The sequence below is a fragment of the Bradyrhizobium sp. cf659 genome, assembly GCF_900113725.1.
Classification (GTDB): domain Bacteria; phylum Pseudomonadota; class Alphaproteobacteria; order Rhizobiales; family Xanthobacteraceae; genus Bradyrhizobium.
Map to the genome: position 1 here is coordinate 158,053 of NZ_FOQJ01000004.1, position 15,318 is coordinate 173,370.

Genomic DNA, 15,318 nt, shown 5'->3' on the forward strand with positions numbered 1-15,318 from the left:
GTCAGGCCGCCACCACCGTCGGGATCGGCAGCGCGGTGACCGACTTGATCTTCTCCATCGCGAAGCGCGAGGTGACGTTCTTCAGCGGCACGGCGCTGATCAGCTTCTTGTAGAACACGTCATAGGCCTGCATGTCCGCGACCACGACGCGCAGCATGTAGTCGACGTCGCCGGCCATCCGGTAGAACTCCATCACCTCGGGCATGGCGCTGACGGCTTCGGCGAACTTCTTGAGCCAGGCGTCGGAATGGTCGGCACTCTCCACCGAGACGAATACGGAGATGCCGAGCCCGATCTTGTTCTGGTCGACCAGGGCGACCCGCTTCAGGATCACGCCGTCGGCTTCCAGCCGCTGGATGCGCTTCCAGCAGGGGGTCGAGGACAGGCCGACACGGTCGCCGATCTCGGCGACGGACAGGGAGGCATCCTCCTGGAGTACCATCAGGATCTTGCGGTCGATGGCGTCGAGGCGGCGGCTGGTCTCGGGGATCTGGACAGCGAGGTCAGTCATTTGAAGAACTTTGTTCCATTTCAGGGGCAGATTTCCCTGATATAGAGAAAATCATTCCACAGCAAGCCTATAATCGCGCCGGCCCGCTGGGCGCCGCCGCGGGCGATATGTGCAAAAGCTGTTCAACTTCAATGCGTTGTGGTGCGGCCATGCCACCGCCGTGGCGGGTGCATTTCAGCGCCGCGGCGGCCGCGGCGAATCGCAGCGCCTCGCGCACCCCCTCGCCCTCGGCGAGGCGAAGCGTGAAGGCGCCATGGAAGACGTCGCCGGCGCCGAGCGTATCGACCGCCTGGACCGGGAAGGCCGGCGTCTGCTCCAACTCGCCCGTCTCGTTCAGCCAGATCGTCCCGAGGGGACCGCGGGTGGCGGCGAGGAAGGCCGGCGTCAGCTTCGCCAGGTGCCTCAATGCCTCGCCGTCGTCGGCGATACCGGCCGTCTCCTGCACCTGTTCACTGGCGAACAGCAGGTGCGAGGCGGCCGTGAGCAGGCCGTCCTGCAACGACATCGCGCGGTCGACGCCGACGACGACAGGGATGCCGCGCCGGCGCGCCTCGGTGCAGAGGGAGGTCGCGAACGCCGCACAGCGGCTTTCGACGAGGACCGCCCGACAATCGGCGAGCAGGACGTCGGTGCCCGGCAACTCCACGCTCCACAGGCCGGGATCACGATAGATCGTGAGTGTCCGCTCGCCGGAGGGCTCGATCATGATCGCCGAGACCGGTGTGGTCACATCAGGCATGCGCACGATATGGCCGGTGTCGATGCCTTCCTGGGCCATCCGTTCGAGAATGAAACCGCTCGACGTCTCCCGCGGATCGCCCATGGGGCCCGCGAACGCGACGCGGCCGCCAAGCCGTGCCATCGCGATCGCGGCATTGAGCGCGTTGCCGCCGCAGATCTCGGCAAGATGCGTGGCATTCGCCTTGCTGCCGCGCGCGGGCACGGCCTCCACGCGAAAGGTCAGGTCGCGTACGGGAATGCCGATGCAGAGGATGCGCGGTGCGATCCCGGGCATCACCGGCCTCAGCTCAAGCGCCGCTCTTGTCGTGCACCCAGCGGCCGAGCAGATGATGGGCGATGGCGAAGGGATGCGGGCCGGCGAGCCCGTCGGGATGCGTCCGCGTCAGCATCAGGGCCGCCTCCTCGCGCGTGAACCAGCGCGCATCCTCGAGCTCGGAGTGGTCGACGACGATATCCTCGTTCAGCGCCCGCGCGCTGCAGCCGATCATCAGCGACGACGGGTAGGGCCACGGCTGCGTCATGTAATACTGCACATCGGTGCAGCGGATCCCGGACTCCTCGAGGATTTCGCGGCGCACCGCATCCTCGATGGTCTCGGCGGCCTCGACGAAGCCGGCAAGGCACGAAAACATGCCCGGCGGAAACTGCTTCTGGCGGCCGAGCAGGCATTTGTCGCCCGAGGCGACCAGCATGATCACGACCGGATCGGTGCGCGGAAAATGCTCGGCCTTGCAGGCAGGGCAATCGCGCTTCCAGCCGCCTTCCTTCATCGCGCTGCGCGTGCCGCAATTGGCGCAATAGCCGTGGCGCTGGTGCCAGCTCACCATCGACTTCGCCATCGCGACCGCCGAGAGCTCGTCGGGGCGGATCGCGCCCTGCATGGCCATGCCGCGCAGCTCGGTGAGGCTGTAGTCCTCGCGGCCGACCAGCTTCTCGGCGGCGGCTTGCGACAGGCCCATGCCGAACACAGCGGCGCCGTCGCGCAGCCCCAGGAAGATCGTGCCGGGATTGGCACCGCATTTCAGCGCCTCGTCGATTCCCAGCAGTGCGCGCACCTTTTCGCCCTCGCGCTTCACCAGCAGCGAGTCGCGATGGACGACATAGGCGCGCGAGGTCGGCTTCTGCTCCAGCGCGAACAGCTTTTCGTCGTCGCGGCGCAGATGCGCGGCGCGGTCGAGGACGTTGGTGACGAAGGCCGGCTGCCCCAGCGGAAATGCGTCGAATGCTGACATTTCTTGTTCTTTCAACCCAACCAGATTTTTCGGCGAAGCGCGCTGATGAAATTCTGCACCTCGGTGGCGTCGTGCGCCAAGGGCTGCATCACGCCCCAGACCGGCCGCGGCCAGGCGGCGTCACCGGTGCGGCGGGCAATGATGTGGACGTGAAGCTGCGGCACGAGGTTGCCGAGCGCCGCGATGTTGAGCTTGTCGCATTTGGTGATCTCCTTCAGCGCGCGCGAGACGCGGGAGATCTCGGTCATCAGCTGCGCCTGCTGCACCTCGTCGAGATCGATGATCTCGACCGCATCGGGGCGCCGTGGCACCAGCAGCAGCCAGGGATAATGCGCGTCCTTGATGACCAGCACCTTCGACAACGGCAGATCGCCGATGTCGATAGTGTCCTCTTTCAGGCGGGAGTGCAGCGACCAGGCGGGTTCGGGCATGAAGGTTTTCCGGATGGCCCGGTGGGGTCGGGCTTGGCGGGGCGGAACCCCTGAATATTTGTCCCGACCATACGATACGGAGTTTGATTGGGGAAGGATGAGGCTCCGCAGGGGCCGCATGCTCTGTTGTCGTCCCGGCCTAGTGCGCAATTGCGCACGGGGGGCCGGGACCCATACCGCGAGGTCTACCGATTGCGGTTGGTGCTAGTCCCGAACGACCAATCTTCGCAAAACATCTCCCTGTGGCTATGGGTCTCGGCCTTCGCCGGGACGACAGCGAATTTGTGGCGCCTTCCTACGCCTCGGCAAGCACCCGCGCATTGGCGCGGACCGAGGCTTCGCTGACGCGAATGCCGAGGCCGGGGCCGTCGGGCACCACGACATGGCCGGCGCGGTTGGCGACGCGCTCTTCCAGCACGTCCTCGGTCAGCACATGATGCGGCATGTAGAATTCGCAGCCGAGCGAGATGCCGGGCGTGGCCGCGATCAGCTGCGTGCCGGCGGCAAGGCCGATGCCGCCCTCCCACAGCGTGCCGCCATAGCCGGGCAGGCCGGCGATGTCGGCGATCGCCATGATTGCCTGCGCCTCGAACAGGCCGCCGGCCTTCATCAGCTTGATCGAGACGGCATCGGCCGCCTCGCGGCGCACCACCTCCATCATGTCGCGGCGGTCGAAGCAGCTTTCGTCGGCGAGCACGGGCGTTTCCAGCGCCGCGGTCAGTTGCGCCATCACGTCGAGATATTTGCGCGGCACCGGCTGCTCGATGAAGGTGGGCGTGAACTGCTCGACATCGCGCAGGATCTTGATGGCGCCGAACGGCGCCAGCGCCTGATTGTAGTCGACACGCAGATCGACCTTGTCGCCGAATTCTTTGCGGATCGCTTCGAGGTGGTCGAGATCCTCGCGATGCGGCTTCACGCCGGTCTTGACCTTGTAGATGACATTGCCGTCCGGAACCATTTTCCGCATGCGTTCGAGATCGGCGGAAAAGTCCGGATCGGCGATCGAGAAGGAGAGGGGGATGGTGTCGCGCACGCGGCCGCCGAGCAGGTCGGCGACCGACAGCCCCGACGATTTGCCGACGATGTCGAGCAGCGCCATCTCGATCGCGACCTTGGCCTCGGCATGGCCGACCAGTGCGCGGTCGAGCTCCGCCATCAGCGCGCGGATGCGGCGCACCGGTTTGCCGAGCACGATCGGCCGCAGATAGATGTCGAGCGCGGAGAAGGCCGCCTCCGGCGTTCCCGTGAACACCTCCCACGGCGCCGCCTCGCCCCAGCCGACCACGCCGTCGCTCGCGGTGAGCTCGATCAGTACGCGCTTCACCGTGCCCTTGACGTTGCCGACGCCTTGCAGGCGCGCCATCTTGATCGGGCTTTCGATCAGGAACAGCCTGAGACGTGTGATGGTTGCTTCGGTCATGTCAGGCCTCCATTGACGTGCCAGACCTGGCCGGTGACGTAGGATGCTTTCGGCGACGCCAGGAAGGCGATGATCTCGGCCACTTCCTCCGGCCGCCCGCGGCGGCGCATCGGGATCAGCGCTTCGGTCGCGGCGATCTGCTCGGGCGACAGCCGGCTTTCGCTCGGCTTGTCCTTGACGATGAGGCCCGGCGCCACCGCGTTGACGGTGATGCCGTCCTTTGCGAGCTCGACTGCGGTGAGCCGCACCAAGGCTTCCAGCGCGGAGCGGCTCGCGGCCGTTGCCGCAAAGGGTGCGAATTCGGGGCGGATCGCATGCGCGACGAAGGATGACACCGCAACGATTCGCGCATCTCGCCCAGTGCGCAGCAGCGGCAGCGCGGCGTCGACCAGACGCGTGAAGGCCAGCGCGGATTCGTCCATCGCCTGGCGGAATTGATCCGCCGGCGTACCGATGGCGCTGCCGCGCCGGGCGTGGCCGCCCACGAGAACCAATCCATCGAGCCGGCCGAAGGCGGCTTGCGCGGTGGCGACGGCGTCAGTGGCCGCGGCCTCCACGGCGAGATCGCCGAGGCACTTTGCGACCACGGCACCTTGCGCTTCGGCTTCCGCCGCGGTGGCATCGAGACCGGCTGCGTTGGAGCGCGTGTGCAGCAGCAGCGCGGTGCCGGGCGCCGCGAGCAGTCTTGCGGTGGCGCGGCCGATGCCGCTGGCGGCACCGGTGACGAGATAGGCACGATCGATATTTGGCATCACGATGTTGCGTTGGCCGGCGGCAATGCGCCGGTGCGGTGGAAATGGCTGAGGAAGGCGCGTGTCGCGGCTTCCTGCGGATTGTCGATCACCTGCCGTGCCGGGCCTTCCTCGACGACGATTCCGTCGCGCATGAAGATGAGGCGGTCGGCGACCTCGCGGGCGAAGGCTATCTCATGGGTCACGATCACCATGGTCATGCCCTCGGAGGCCAGCCGCTGCATGACGGCGAGCACCTCGCCGACGAGCTCGGGGTCGAGCGCCGAGGTGGCCTCGTCGAACAGCATCACGTCCGGCTCCATCGCGAGCGCACGGGCGATCGCGACGCGCTGCTTCTGTCCACCCGAGAGCGTCGCCGGATACTGGTCGGCCTTTTCCGCAAGGCCGACCTTGGCAAGCTGCGCGCGCGCGAGCTTCTCGGCATCCGCCCTGGCCATGCGCCGCACCGTGACCGGTCCCTCCATCACGTTCTGGAGCGTGGTCATGTGCGGGAACAGGTTGAAGTGCTGGAACACCATGCCGGTGGTGGCGCGGAATCTTGCGAGTGTCTTCACGTCGGGCAGCTTTGCGCCTTCGCCGAACTGGAAGCGTGTATCGCCGACACGAACGCTGCCGCCATCAGGCGTCACCAGAAGATTGATGCAGCGGAGCAGGGTGGACTTGCCCGAGCCCGACGGGCCGATCAGCGCCACCACGCCGCCCTTGGCGACGTCGAGACTGATGTTCTTCAGGACCTCGTTGCTGCCAAAGCTCTTGCGTAGGCTGCGGATCTCGATCTTCGAAGTGTCGTTCATTCGCTGACCGCCATTCGCTTCTCGCCGCGCCGGACGATGATGGTGAGCGGAATCAGGATTGCGGCATAGGCGACCGCAACCGCGGTGTAGGTTTCCAGCGGCCGGTAGCTGTCATGGGCGGCGACCTGGCTTTGATAGACCAGATCGGGCACCGCCAGCACCGAGACCAGCGAGGTGTTCTTGAACTGGATGATCGACTGGTTCATCAGCGCCGGGATCATGCGCTTGATCGCCTGCGGCAGCACGATGCGCCGCATCGCCTGGCTAGGGGTCATGCCGAGCGCGGCACCCGCTTCGGACTGGCCCTTGTCGATCGAGACGATGCCGCCGCGGATGATCTCCGAATAGAACGAGCCGCCATAGAGCGAGAGCGCCAGCGCGGAGGCCGTGATCGGCGTCATCTCGACGCCGGCGAGAATCGGCAGTGCGTAATAGAACCAGATCAGCTGCACCAGGATCGGCGTGCAGCGGAACGCCTCGATGAAGGTGAGGGCGATGAGGCGCACCGCCTTGAAGCGCGACAGGCTGCCGAACGCCCCGAACAGGCCGAAGACGAGGCCGAGCACCACGATGATCACGGTGAAGCCGACGGTGACGCCGAGCCCGTTGAGAAAGAGCCAGCGATAGCTCCAGAGGATGCCGAAGTCCCAATGATACATGCGTGCGTTTACTCGTCGTGCGGCTAACCGCTTACACCGTCATTCCGGGGCGCCTGAAGGGCGAGCCCGGAATCTCGAGATTCCGAGTTCGACGCTTCGCATCGCCCCGGAATGACAGTGGGAGCTTACAACGAAACGCCCGGCGGAATGTCCGCCTCGGTCACGCCCACCAGCTCCATGTTGGTGATGATCGCATTGCGGATGAAGCCGAGGCCCTTGTTGAAGTCGATCCAGGTGTTGACGTAGTCGCGCCAGGTCTTGTCGGCCTCGCGGCGGAAGCCGGCGTTCGACGTGGTGGCGAAGATCGGCGTCGGCAGCACGAACTGGCCGAGCGAGGGGTTCTTCTTCAGCACGGTCAGCGACAGCATGGTGATCAGGCACTGCGCATCGACGCGGCCGGTCTGGAGCGCGGCGGTGGCGTCGTCCGCGGTCTTCAGGCGCGAGATCTGCGCCTTCGGCGTCAGGCGGCTGACGACCTGGTCGTGCGAGGAGCCCTGGTCGACCGCGATCTTGACGTCGGGCGAGTTCAGCTCGGCCCAGCTCTTCGGCTTGAAGTCCTTCTTGCAGAGGATGCCGAAGGCGTTGTTGAAGACCGGCACCGAGAAATCGACCACCAGCGCGCGCTTCGGGGTCGGGTTCAGGCCGAAGAAGATGTCGATCTTGTTGGACTGGAGATCCAGCACCGAATTGCCCCAGGTGGTCTCGGTGATCTCGAGCTCGGCTTCCATGTCGTCGGCGAGCGCTTTGGCGATGTCGATGTAAAAGCCCTTCCACTGCCCGCTGGCGAGATCCTTCATGTAATAGGGCGCGCCGCCGGCGACCGCGCCAATCCGCATCTTCTTGGAGCGGCGGATACGGGCGAAGGTCGATTCGTTCGGATCGGCGGCCTGGGCCACGGCCGGGGACGCCAGTGCGCCCGCGGCCATCGCGCCAACGGCGCCAAGTCCGACAATCGATGCAACATCACGACGTGTAACCATTGGGATCAATCGCTTTTCTGGTTGGATGGAGTTCCGCCAAGCGTTCTTAGCAAGGTGGTCCCGGCAGCGAAAGCACAGCCTGTCGGCTGGGCAGACCGGGAATTGCCCGGATGCTGGGCAAACCCAACCTGTTCAAGCCGATACCCGCTTGCTTTCCCGACCTTTTGGCCCCAAATAGGGACCGGGAGATTGGCGGTGGACGAGCCACTCGCCAACCGGGTCAGGTCCGGAAGGAAGCAGCCCTAACGAGGTCCGGATCGGGTCGCTCGTCAGTCTCCTACCTGTTTCTTCGAGCGAATTGCGCCGGCGGGCTTCCCGCCAGCGCGCTCCTTTCCGCAAGAGCCGGCCGAGAGAGATTTCATTGCGGATCGACCGATGACCGACGCTGGCGCCCCTCCCAATCCTGACAGCGCCGGCCAGGCTGGCACGCCCTACCGGGTCCTGGCGCGTAAATACCGCCCCTCCTCTTTCGACGATCTGATCGGCCAGGAGGCCGTGGTTCGCACCGTCTCCAACGCGTTCGAGACCGGGCGCATCCCGCAGGCCTGGATCCTCACCGGCGTCCGCGGCGTCGGCAAGACCACCACTGCGCGTATCCTGGCCCGTGCACTCAACTACGAGATGCCGGACGGCTCGGTGAAGGGCCCGACCATCCACATGCCGACACTCGGCGTGCATTGCCAGGCGATCATGGAAAGCCGGCACATGGACGTGCTGGAGATGGACGCGGCCTCGCATACCGGCGTCGACGACGTCCGCCAGATCAACGACAGCGTGCGCTACGCGCCGGCCAGCGCCCGCTACAAGGTCTACATCATCGACGAAGTCCACATGCTGTCGACGGCGGCGTTCAACGCCTTCCTGAAGACGCTGGAGGAACCGCCGGAGCACGCCAAGTTCGTGTTCGCCACGACGGAGATCCGCAAGGTTCCCGTCACGGTGCTGTCGCGCTGCCAGCGCTTCGACCTGCGCCGGGTCGAGGCCGACGTGCTGATGAAGCACCTTGCCAGCATCGCGGCGAAGGAAAGCGTCGAGATCGAGCCCGAGGCGCTCGGCATCATCGCGCGCGCCGCGGAAGGCTCCGTGCGCGATTCGCTGTCGCTGCTCGACCAGGCGATCGCGCATGCGGCAGGCACGGTGAAGGCCGATGCCGTCAGGCAGATGCTGGGCCTGGCCGATCGGACGCGTGTGATCGACCTGTTCGATTCGCTGGCGCGCGGCGATATTGCGGCCGCCTTCAAGGAGTTCCGCGACCAGTACGACGTCGGCGCCGATCCGATCGTCGTGCTCTCGGACCTCGCCGAGTTCGTCAATTTCGTCACCCGCGTGAAGATCGTGCCGGCGACCGCCGACAACGTCGCCTATGGCGAGACCGAGCGGGTGCGCGCGCGGGATTTCGCCTCGAAAATCTCCATGCGCGTGCTGTCGCGGATGTGGCAGATGCTGCTCAAGGGCATCACCGAGGTGCAGGCCGCAACGCGGCCGGCCGCGGCCGCCGAGATGGTGCTGGTGCGCATCGCCTATGTCGCCGACCTGCCGACGCCGGACGAGGCGATCAGGATGCTGGAGCAGAACGGCGGCGGCTCGCCGGTCGTGAGCGGCGGCAGTGCGGCACGCAGTGCGCCGGCCGCGCCGGTGGCTTCCGCGGCGCCTGTTGCCTCGGCAGCGCCCATGCGCGCGCCGACCTCGTCGCCGTCATCGTTTGGCGGCGGCGCCCGGCCGCAGATGGCGGCTCCAGCGCCCGATCCGCAAGCCGCAGCGCCCCAGCTGCGCATCACCAGCTTCACCCAGCTCGTTGCGGTCGCCGGGCAGAAGCGCGACCTCCTGACCAAGGGGGCGCTCGAAGCCGACATGCGTCTCGTCCGTTTCGAGGAGGGCCGGCTGGAAGTCGCGCTCGAGCCCAACGCCTCCAAGACCATGATCACCGAGCTCGCGCGCAAGTTCGAGCTCTGGACCGGCCGTCGCTGGACCGTGATCGTCTCCAACGAGCAGGGCCAGCCGACATTGCGTTCGGTGAACCAGGCCGCCAAGCAGGAGCATGCGCGTACCGCGGAGGCCGATCCGCGCGTGCAGGAGGTGCTGTCGCGCTTCCCCGGATCGAAGGTCGTCGAGGTCCGCAGGCTTGCCCCCGAGACGCCGGAATCCAATATTAACGCCGACTATGGCAGTGACGATCCGCCCGACGGTTCCGACGGCGACGACGATCTCTGAGCCTATCTTTCCAAGGACACCCGACCTATGGCTGATTTTCTCGGCATGATGAAGCAGGCGGCGCAGCTGCAATCCAAGATGCAGGAGATGCAGGACGCGCTCGGCAATGTGGAGGTCGAAGGCATCTCCGGCGGCGGCCTCGTCGCGGTGCGCATGACCGCGAAGATGGACGTCAAGGGCGTGAAGATCGATCCCTCGCTGATGAAGGCGGAAGAGCGCGAGGTGCTCGAGGACCTGCTCGTGACTGCGCTCGGTGATGCCCGCCGCAAGGCGGAGGCCGCCGTGCAGGAGAAGATGCAGTCGCTCACCGGCGGGCTCGGCCTGCCGCCGGGGCTGTTCGGCCAGTAACATGGGCGCGGTTGCAGGTCCTGAAATCGAGCGGCTGGTGCAGCTTCTCGCACGGCTGCCGGGCCTCGGTCCGCGCTCGGCGCGGCGCGCCGCGCTGCATCTGATCAAGAAGCGTGAAGCGCTGATGATGCCGCTGTCCTCGGCCCTCCAGGTCGCGCTCGACAAGGTGCAGGTCTGCAAGACCTGCGGCAACATCGACACGCAAAATCCCTGCACCGTCTGCACCGATCCGAAGCGCGATCCTTCGATCATCGTGGTCGTCGCCGACGTCGCCGACCTCTGGGCGCTGGAGCGGGCCAATGCGACTCAAGGGCGCTATCATGTGCTGGGTGCGACATTGTCGCCGCTCGACGGCGTCGGCCCGCAGGACCTCACCATCGACGCGCTGGTCGCCCGCGCGCATGCTGCCGAGGTGCACGAGATCATCCTGGCGCTGAACGCGACGGTGGACGGCCAGACCACGGCGCACTACATCACCGACCTGCTTCAGGACGCCAACGTAAAAGTAACGCGTCTCGCCCATGGTGTGCCGGTCGGCGGCGAGCTTGATTATCTCGATGAAGGTACGCTATCGGCCGCGATGCGGCAGCGGACCCTGTTCTAGCTATCCTACAGACCCTACGGAACGGACGACATGACGAAACTTTTCGCCACTCGATTGGCTTTGGTCGCGACGATGATGCTGCTGGTGACGCCGGCCATCGCCGCGCAGCAGGACGACGCGGCGCCGCCGCCGTCCAAGCCCGGCAAGCCGATCAACACCGGCGACGTGCTTTCGGGCGAGCTGAACGCGATGAAGGTGCGCGACGTCAAGAACGCCGGCAAGCGGATTGCGATGTACCAGATCACCTCCGAGCCGCGCCGTCTGCCGGCGCCGAACGGGCTGTGCAATCTCGAGACCGGCCCCGAGACCTTTCAGCTCGTCACCTCCAGCGACGCGCAGGCGACGCAGCTGAAATCGTTCGTCGGCAAGGAGATCTCGGTCAAGGTCGACGAAGTCGCCTGCGCCAGCGATCCCGGCCAGATGAGCGAAGCCGTGGTCACGAAGTGGAGCATCATCAAGAAGCAGTAGGGGGCGGCGCGGCACCTTCTCCACAATTCCGGTGTCATCGCCCGCGAAAGCGGGCGATCCAGTACGCTGCGGCTTCTCGGTCAATCAAAACCGTCTCTGGAATACTGGATGCCCCGCCTTCGCGGGGCATGACGGCGAGCGTTGCACTACACCCGCACCGGTCCCAGCTCCTCGAAATGCCCGCGCTTCTGCAACCACGTCAGCAGGACCAGGCTCGGGATCGCCACCAGCACGCAGATCACGAAGAACAGAGGCCAGCCGGTGGCCTTGGCGACATAGCCGGCCACCGACGAGAGATAGGTCCGTCCCACCGCGGCGAGCGCGGTCAGCAGCGCGTATTGTGTCGCCGTGTGCAGCGGATTCTGGCACAGCGCGGAGAGATAGGCGACGAAGATCACGGTGCCGATGGCGCTGGTGAAGTTTTCGCAGGTGATGGCGAAGGCGAGCGCCCATTGGCTGGTGCCGACGAAGGCCAGCCAGGAGAACGACAGGTTGGCAAGCGCCTGCACCACGCCGCCGATCCACAAGCTCGTCGCCAGCGAATAGCGCCGCGCGACGAAGCCGCCGGCAAAGCCGCCGATCAGCGTGGCGGCGAGGCCGACGCCTTTCACGATCGCCGCATAGTCGTTGCGGGAGAAGCCGAGGTCGATCACGAAAGGCGCCGTCATGGTGCCGGAAAAGGCGTCGGTGAACTTGAACAGCACGACGAAGGCGAGGGCTGCGAGCGCATCCTTGCGCGCCAGGAATTCCGAGAAGGCGCCGATCGCCGCGTGCAGCACGCGCGCGAACGCCGTCTCGGCCTGCGTCGCGGCTTCCGCCCGCACCGACTGCTCGGGCTCGGTCGCGGCCAGCGCCGTGATCGTGCCGATCAGCACCATCGCCGCCATCACCACATAGCCCCACATCCAGGCCGACGTGCGCGAAATGCCGGTGCTCTCGAAGCCGGAGACGATGAACAGCGCGCCCGCGGTCGAGACCAGCATGCCGATGCGATAGGCGGCGACATAGGACGCCATGCCGGCGGCCTGCTCGCTCTCCGGCAGGCTCTCGACGCGGAAGGCGTCGACCACGATGTCCTGCGTCGAGGACATCGTCGCCACCAGCAGCGCACCGAGCGCAACGTAGAACGGGGAGCGTGCGGGATCGGTCAGAGCCAGCAGCAGGATGGCGACGATCAGCAGCAGCTGCGAGAACAGCAGCCAGCCGCGCCGCCGTCCGAACGCGCGCGTGAACAGCGGCACATGCAGCGCATCCACCAGCGGCGCCCACAAGAATTTCAGCGTGTAGGGCGTGCCGACCAGCGCAAACAGCCCGATGGTTCCGAGATCGACCCCGGCCTCACGCATCCACACCAGCAGCGTCGAGCCCGACAGTGCCAGCGGCAGCCCGGACGAGAAGCCGAGGAACAGCACGATCAGCACCCGCGGTTGCAGGTACACGGCAAGGCTGTCACGCCAGGAGGCGGCCGGGGCGGAAGTCACGGCGGGGGAGGTCGCGTCGGGTGCGGTCATGGGGAGGTGTTAGCAGATTCTGGCTGAAAAGACTCACGCGGTAGCCGTGAGTCGGGAGAGCCTTCAACATCCTCGGCGTCATCGTCCGCGAAGGCGGACGATCCAGTACTCACCGGCGAGCCGGTTCATTCACGACCGCCGCGGAATACTGGATACCCCGCCTTCGCGGGGTATGACAGTCACTGGGCATGACGGTGTCATGGTGGTCCGGTTATCTCGGGATAGAGATCATCCCAATTCGGGTTGTGCTGCTCGATCAAGCGGACCTTCCAAGCCCTGTTCCACTTCTTGAGCCGCTTCTCTCGTTTGATCGCGTTCTCGGGATCGTCGAATTGCTCGAAGTAGACAAGCCTCGCGACGTCATATTTCTCTGTGAAACTCTCGATCAGCTTTGACTTGTGTTCGGCCACGCGGCGGATGAGATCATTCGTCACGCCGATGTACAGCGTGCCTCCGATCCTGCTGGCGAGGATGTAGACGTAGTAGCAGCGTCCGCCCATCTGCCGCATTTCCCTCCGCTGTCATCGTCCGCGAAGGCGGACGATCCAGTACTCCGCGGCGTTTCGAATCAATAACGACTGCCGCGGCGTACTGGATGCCCCGCCTTCGCGGGGCATGACAGTGTGCCTTAATCTCACTCCCCCGCCTGGAGCTTCCTCGGGAACAGCTCGGGCGCGCCGGTTGCCACCAGGTGCGGCCCCTCCGCCGGCGCATCGGCCTTGCTGAAATCGAGCTCCTCGATTCGCGCGGCGCGCTTCTCGATCTTGTCGGCGGAGATCAGCACCTGGCGGACGTCCTCGTTGGCGTCGGCAAAATGCTTCTGCAGCTTCAGCACGCGGTCGCGCAGGCGGCCGAGGTCGTCGCCGAGCTTGATGACCTCGGTGCGGATCTGGTCGGCGGCGTCGCGCATGCGCGCGTCCTTCATGATCTGCTGCATCACCTGGATCGCGAGCATCAGCAGCGAGGGCGACACCAGCACGACGCGGGCGCGATAGGCCTTCTGGATCACGTCGTCGAAACCGTCATGGATCTCGGCGTAGACCGATTCCGACGGCACGAACATCAGCGCCATCTCCTGGGTCTCGCCGGTGACGAGATATTTTTCCGCGATGTCGCTGACATGCTTCATCACGTCGCCGCGCAGCCGCTGCGTGGCGATCCGCTTCTCCTCGTCGGTGCGGGCATCGTGCAGCGCGGTCATCGCCTCCAGCGGAAATTTCGCGTCGATGCAGAGCGGACGCTGGTCGGGCAGGAACACGACGCAGTCCGGCCGCTTTCCGGTCGAAAGCGTGAACTGGAACTCGTAGGCGCCCTTCGGCAAGCCGTCCTGGACGATCGCCTCCATCCGCGCCTGGCCGAAGGCGCCGCGCGACTGCTTGTTGGCGAGCACGTCGCGCAAGGTGGTCACCTGCGTGGTGAGGTCGGTGAGGTTCTTGTGCGCGTTGTCGATGATGCCGAGCCGCTCGTGCAGGGCGTGCAGGCTCTCCATGGTATTGCGGGTCGAGTGCTCCATGGACTGGCCGACGCGATGGGTGACCGAATCCAGCCGCTCATTGACCGCGCGGGCCATCTCGGCCTGGCGGCCGGCCAGCGCCTGGGTCATGGCGTCGACCCGGCCCGCGGACTCGCTCTGGGCATGCAGCATCTGGCTGATGCGCTCCTCGAGCTCGTCGGCGCGGATCGCATTCGCCATCGCGAGTTCCGCCCCGCGCCGCCCCGAGCGTGCAATCACCACGGCGATCACAACCAGCAGGATGAGGACCAGGACACCGAAGCCGATCAGCGCGTCGATCGTGCGCACCGGCCAGTCGCCGGCCACGAAAATGATCTCGTTCATGCCTGCCCTTCTAGCCGATTCGGCTGGTCGCACGAACGAATAGCGAACATTTTCGGTAAATGCCCCGTTAATTTTCATGGTTAACGAATCCTGAAGTTTTATGGTTAGCGGAGAGTTAACAGGGTTCCTGGCCGCATTGACCGCGTCCGGCGCCCGGCTTAAATCGCCGCCATGGCCCTCAGAGAAATCATCATCCTGCCCGACAAGCAGCTGCGTCTGGTCTCCAAGCCGATCGAGAAGGTCACGACGGAGATCCGCAAGCTTGCCGACGACATGTTCGAGACCATGTACGACGCGCCCGGCATCGGGCTGGCGGCGATCCAGATCGCGCAGCCGTTGCGGCTGATCACCATGGACCTCGCCAAGCGCGACGAGAACGGCGAGACCAAGCCGGAGCCGCGCGTCTTCATCAATCCGGAAGTCATCGCCTCGTCCGAGGAATTGTCGGTCTACGAGGAAGGCTGCCTGTCGATCCCCGAATATTACGAGGAGGTCGAACGTCCCGCCAAGGTGCGCGTGCGCTTCACCGATCTCGACGGCAAGGTGCACGAGGAGGACGCCGAAGGCCTCTACGCCACCTGCATCCAGCACGAGATCGACCATCTCAACGGCGTCTTGTTCGTCGACTATCTGTCGAAGCTCAAGCGCGACCGCGTGATCAAGAAGTTCGAGAAGGCCGCCAAGCGCGCGGAGTAGGGTTCTCTCTCTGCCGTCATGGCCGGGCTTGACCCGGCCATCCACGCCTTGCTTGCTTTGTCGCGAAGACCGTGGATGCCCGGGTCAAGCCCGGGCATGACGGAGAACCAGAACTCTCAC

At 65.6% G+C, this 15,318-nt stretch carries 17 protein-coding genes and 1 other RNA gene; 6 read left to right on the plus strand and 12 right to left on the minus strand.

The window, feature by feature from the left end; all coding sequences use genetic code 11:
* Position 1 precedes the first annotated feature (1 nt).
* The 9 genes from BM118_RS19810 to BM118_RS19850 form a co-directional block, all read right to left on the minus strand.
* Positions 2-511 (minus strand): Lrp/AsnC family transcriptional regulator, encoded by a 510-nt coding sequence (locus BM118_RS19810; protein ID WP_092187177.1) that lies wholly within the window; start codon positions 509-511, stop codon positions 2-4.
* Between the two features lie 67 nt (positions 512-578).
* The gene (locus tag BM118_RS19815; protein WP_177234474.1) at positions 579-1,526 is read right to left on the minus strand and encodes a sugar kinase; all 948 of its coding nucleotides are present in this window, start codon (positions 1,524-1,526) and stop codon (positions 579-581) included.
* A gap of 13 nt (positions 1,527-1,539) precedes the next feature.
* Positions 1,540-2,484, minus strand: coding sequence for an NAD(+) diphosphatase (gene nudC, locus BM118_RS19820; RefSeq protein ID WP_092187179.1), 945 nt, complete (start codon positions 2,482-2,484; stop codon positions 1,540-1,542).
* A gap of 11 nt (positions 2,485-2,495) precedes the next feature.
* Positions 2,496-2,915, minus strand: a complete 420-nt coding sequence (locus BM118_RS19825) for an HIT domain-containing protein (protein WP_092187180.1) — start codon at positions 2,913-2,915, stop codon at positions 2,496-2,498.
* A gap of 295 nt (positions 2,916-3,210) precedes the next feature.
* Complete coding sequence (locus tag BM118_RS19830; RefSeq protein ID WP_092187181.1) at positions 3,211-4,338, minus strand: muconate cycloisomerase family protein; 1,128 nt, start codon at positions 4,336-4,338, stop codon at positions 3,211-3,213.
* Positions 4,335-5,090: an SDR family NAD(P)-dependent oxidoreductase gene (locus tag BM118_RS19835; RefSeq protein WP_092187182.1), complete on the minus strand. Its 756-nt coding sequence runs from the start codon at positions 5,088-5,090 to the stop codon at positions 4,335-4,337. The genes BM118_RS19830 and BM118_RS19835 overlap by 4 nt, the downstream gene beginning before the upstream one ends.
* Positions 5,090-5,884, minus strand: coding sequence for an amino acid ABC transporter ATP-binding protein (locus BM118_RS19840; protein ID WP_092187183.1), 795 nt, complete (start codon positions 5,882-5,884; stop codon positions 5,090-5,092). Before BM118_RS19840 ends, BM118_RS19835 begins: the two co-directional genes overlap by 1 nt.
* Positions 5,881-6,543, minus strand: coding sequence for an amino acid ABC transporter permease (locus BM118_RS19845; protein ID WP_092187184.1), 663 nt, complete (start codon positions 6,541-6,543; stop codon positions 5,881-5,883). Before BM118_RS19845 ends, BM118_RS19840 begins: the two co-directional genes overlap by 4 nt.
* Positions 6,544-6,668: 125 nt before the next feature.
* Positions 6,669-7,523, minus strand: a complete 855-nt coding sequence (locus BM118_RS19850; RefSeq protein ID WP_092187185.1) for a transporter substrate-binding domain-containing protein — start codon at positions 7,521-7,523, stop codon at positions 6,669-6,671.
* 184 nt (positions 7,524-7,707) lie between these two features.
* Here BM118_RS19850 and ffs point away from each other — a divergent pair.
* From ffs to BM118_RS19875, 5 genes are all read left to right on the plus strand, one after another.
* Positions 7,708-7,804, plus strand: an RNA gene (gene ffs, locus BM118_RS19855) — signal recognition particle sRNA small type.
* Between the two features lie 94 nt (positions 7,805-7,898).
* On the plus strand, positions 7,899-9,734 hold the full coding sequence (locus BM118_RS19860; RefSeq protein WP_092187186.1) for a DNA polymerase III subunit gamma/tau: 1,836 nt from the start codon (positions 7,899-7,901) through the stop codon (positions 9,732-9,734).
* A 27-nt stretch (positions 9,735-9,761) separates the two neighbouring features.
* A complete protein-coding gene (locus BM118_RS19865) occupies positions 9,762-10,082 on the plus strand; it encodes a YbaB/EbfC family nucleoid-associated protein (protein ID WP_092187187.1) in 321 nt (106 codons plus the stop codon).
* A gap of 1 nt (position 10,083) precedes the next feature.
* On the plus strand, positions 10,084-10,686 hold the full coding sequence (recR, locus tag BM118_RS19870; protein ID WP_025032504.1) for a recombination mediator RecR: 603 nt from the start codon (positions 10,084-10,086) through the stop codon (positions 10,684-10,686).
* 30 nt (positions 10,687-10,716) lie between these two features.
* Entirely contained in the window at positions 10,717-11,154 is a 438-nt protein-coding gene (locus BM118_RS19875; protein ID WP_092187188.1) for a hypothetical protein, read from the plus strand.
* A 146-nt stretch (positions 11,155-11,300) separates the two neighbouring features.
* Here BM118_RS19875 and BM118_RS19880 read toward each other — a convergent pair whose 3' ends face one another.
* The 3 genes from BM118_RS19880 to BM118_RS19890 all read right to left on the minus strand — a co-directional run bounded on the left by BM118_RS19880 (position 11,301) and on the right by BM118_RS19890 (position 14,502).
* A complete protein-coding gene (locus BM118_RS19880; RefSeq protein ID WP_092187189.1) occupies positions 11,301-12,665 on the minus strand; it encodes an AmpG family muropeptide MFS transporter in 1,365 nt (454 codons plus the stop codon).
* 197 nt (positions 12,666-12,862) lie between these two features.
* Positions 12,863-13,165 carry a GIY-YIG nuclease family protein gene (locus BM118_RS19885; protein WP_177234475.1) on the minus strand — a complete coding sequence of 101 codons (303 nt, stop codon included), beginning with the start codon at positions 13,163-13,165 and terminating at the stop codon, positions 12,863-12,865.
* A gap of 134 nt (positions 13,166-13,299) precedes the next feature.
* Positions 13,300-14,502 carry a DNA recombination protein RmuC gene (locus BM118_RS19890; protein ID WP_177234476.1) on the minus strand — a complete coding sequence of 401 codons (1,203 nt, stop codon included), beginning with the start codon at positions 14,500-14,502 and terminating at the stop codon, positions 13,300-13,302.
* Positions 14,503-14,673: 171 nt separating this feature from the next.
* On the opposite strand from BM118_RS19890, the gene def reads away from it, so the two are divergent.
* The gene (def, locus tag BM118_RS19895) at positions 14,674-15,198 is read left to right on the plus strand and encodes a peptide deformylase (RefSeq protein WP_027547474.1); all 525 of its coding nucleotides are present in this window, start codon (positions 14,674-14,676) and stop codon (positions 15,196-15,198) included.
* Positions 15,199-15,318: the final 120 nt, after the last annotated feature.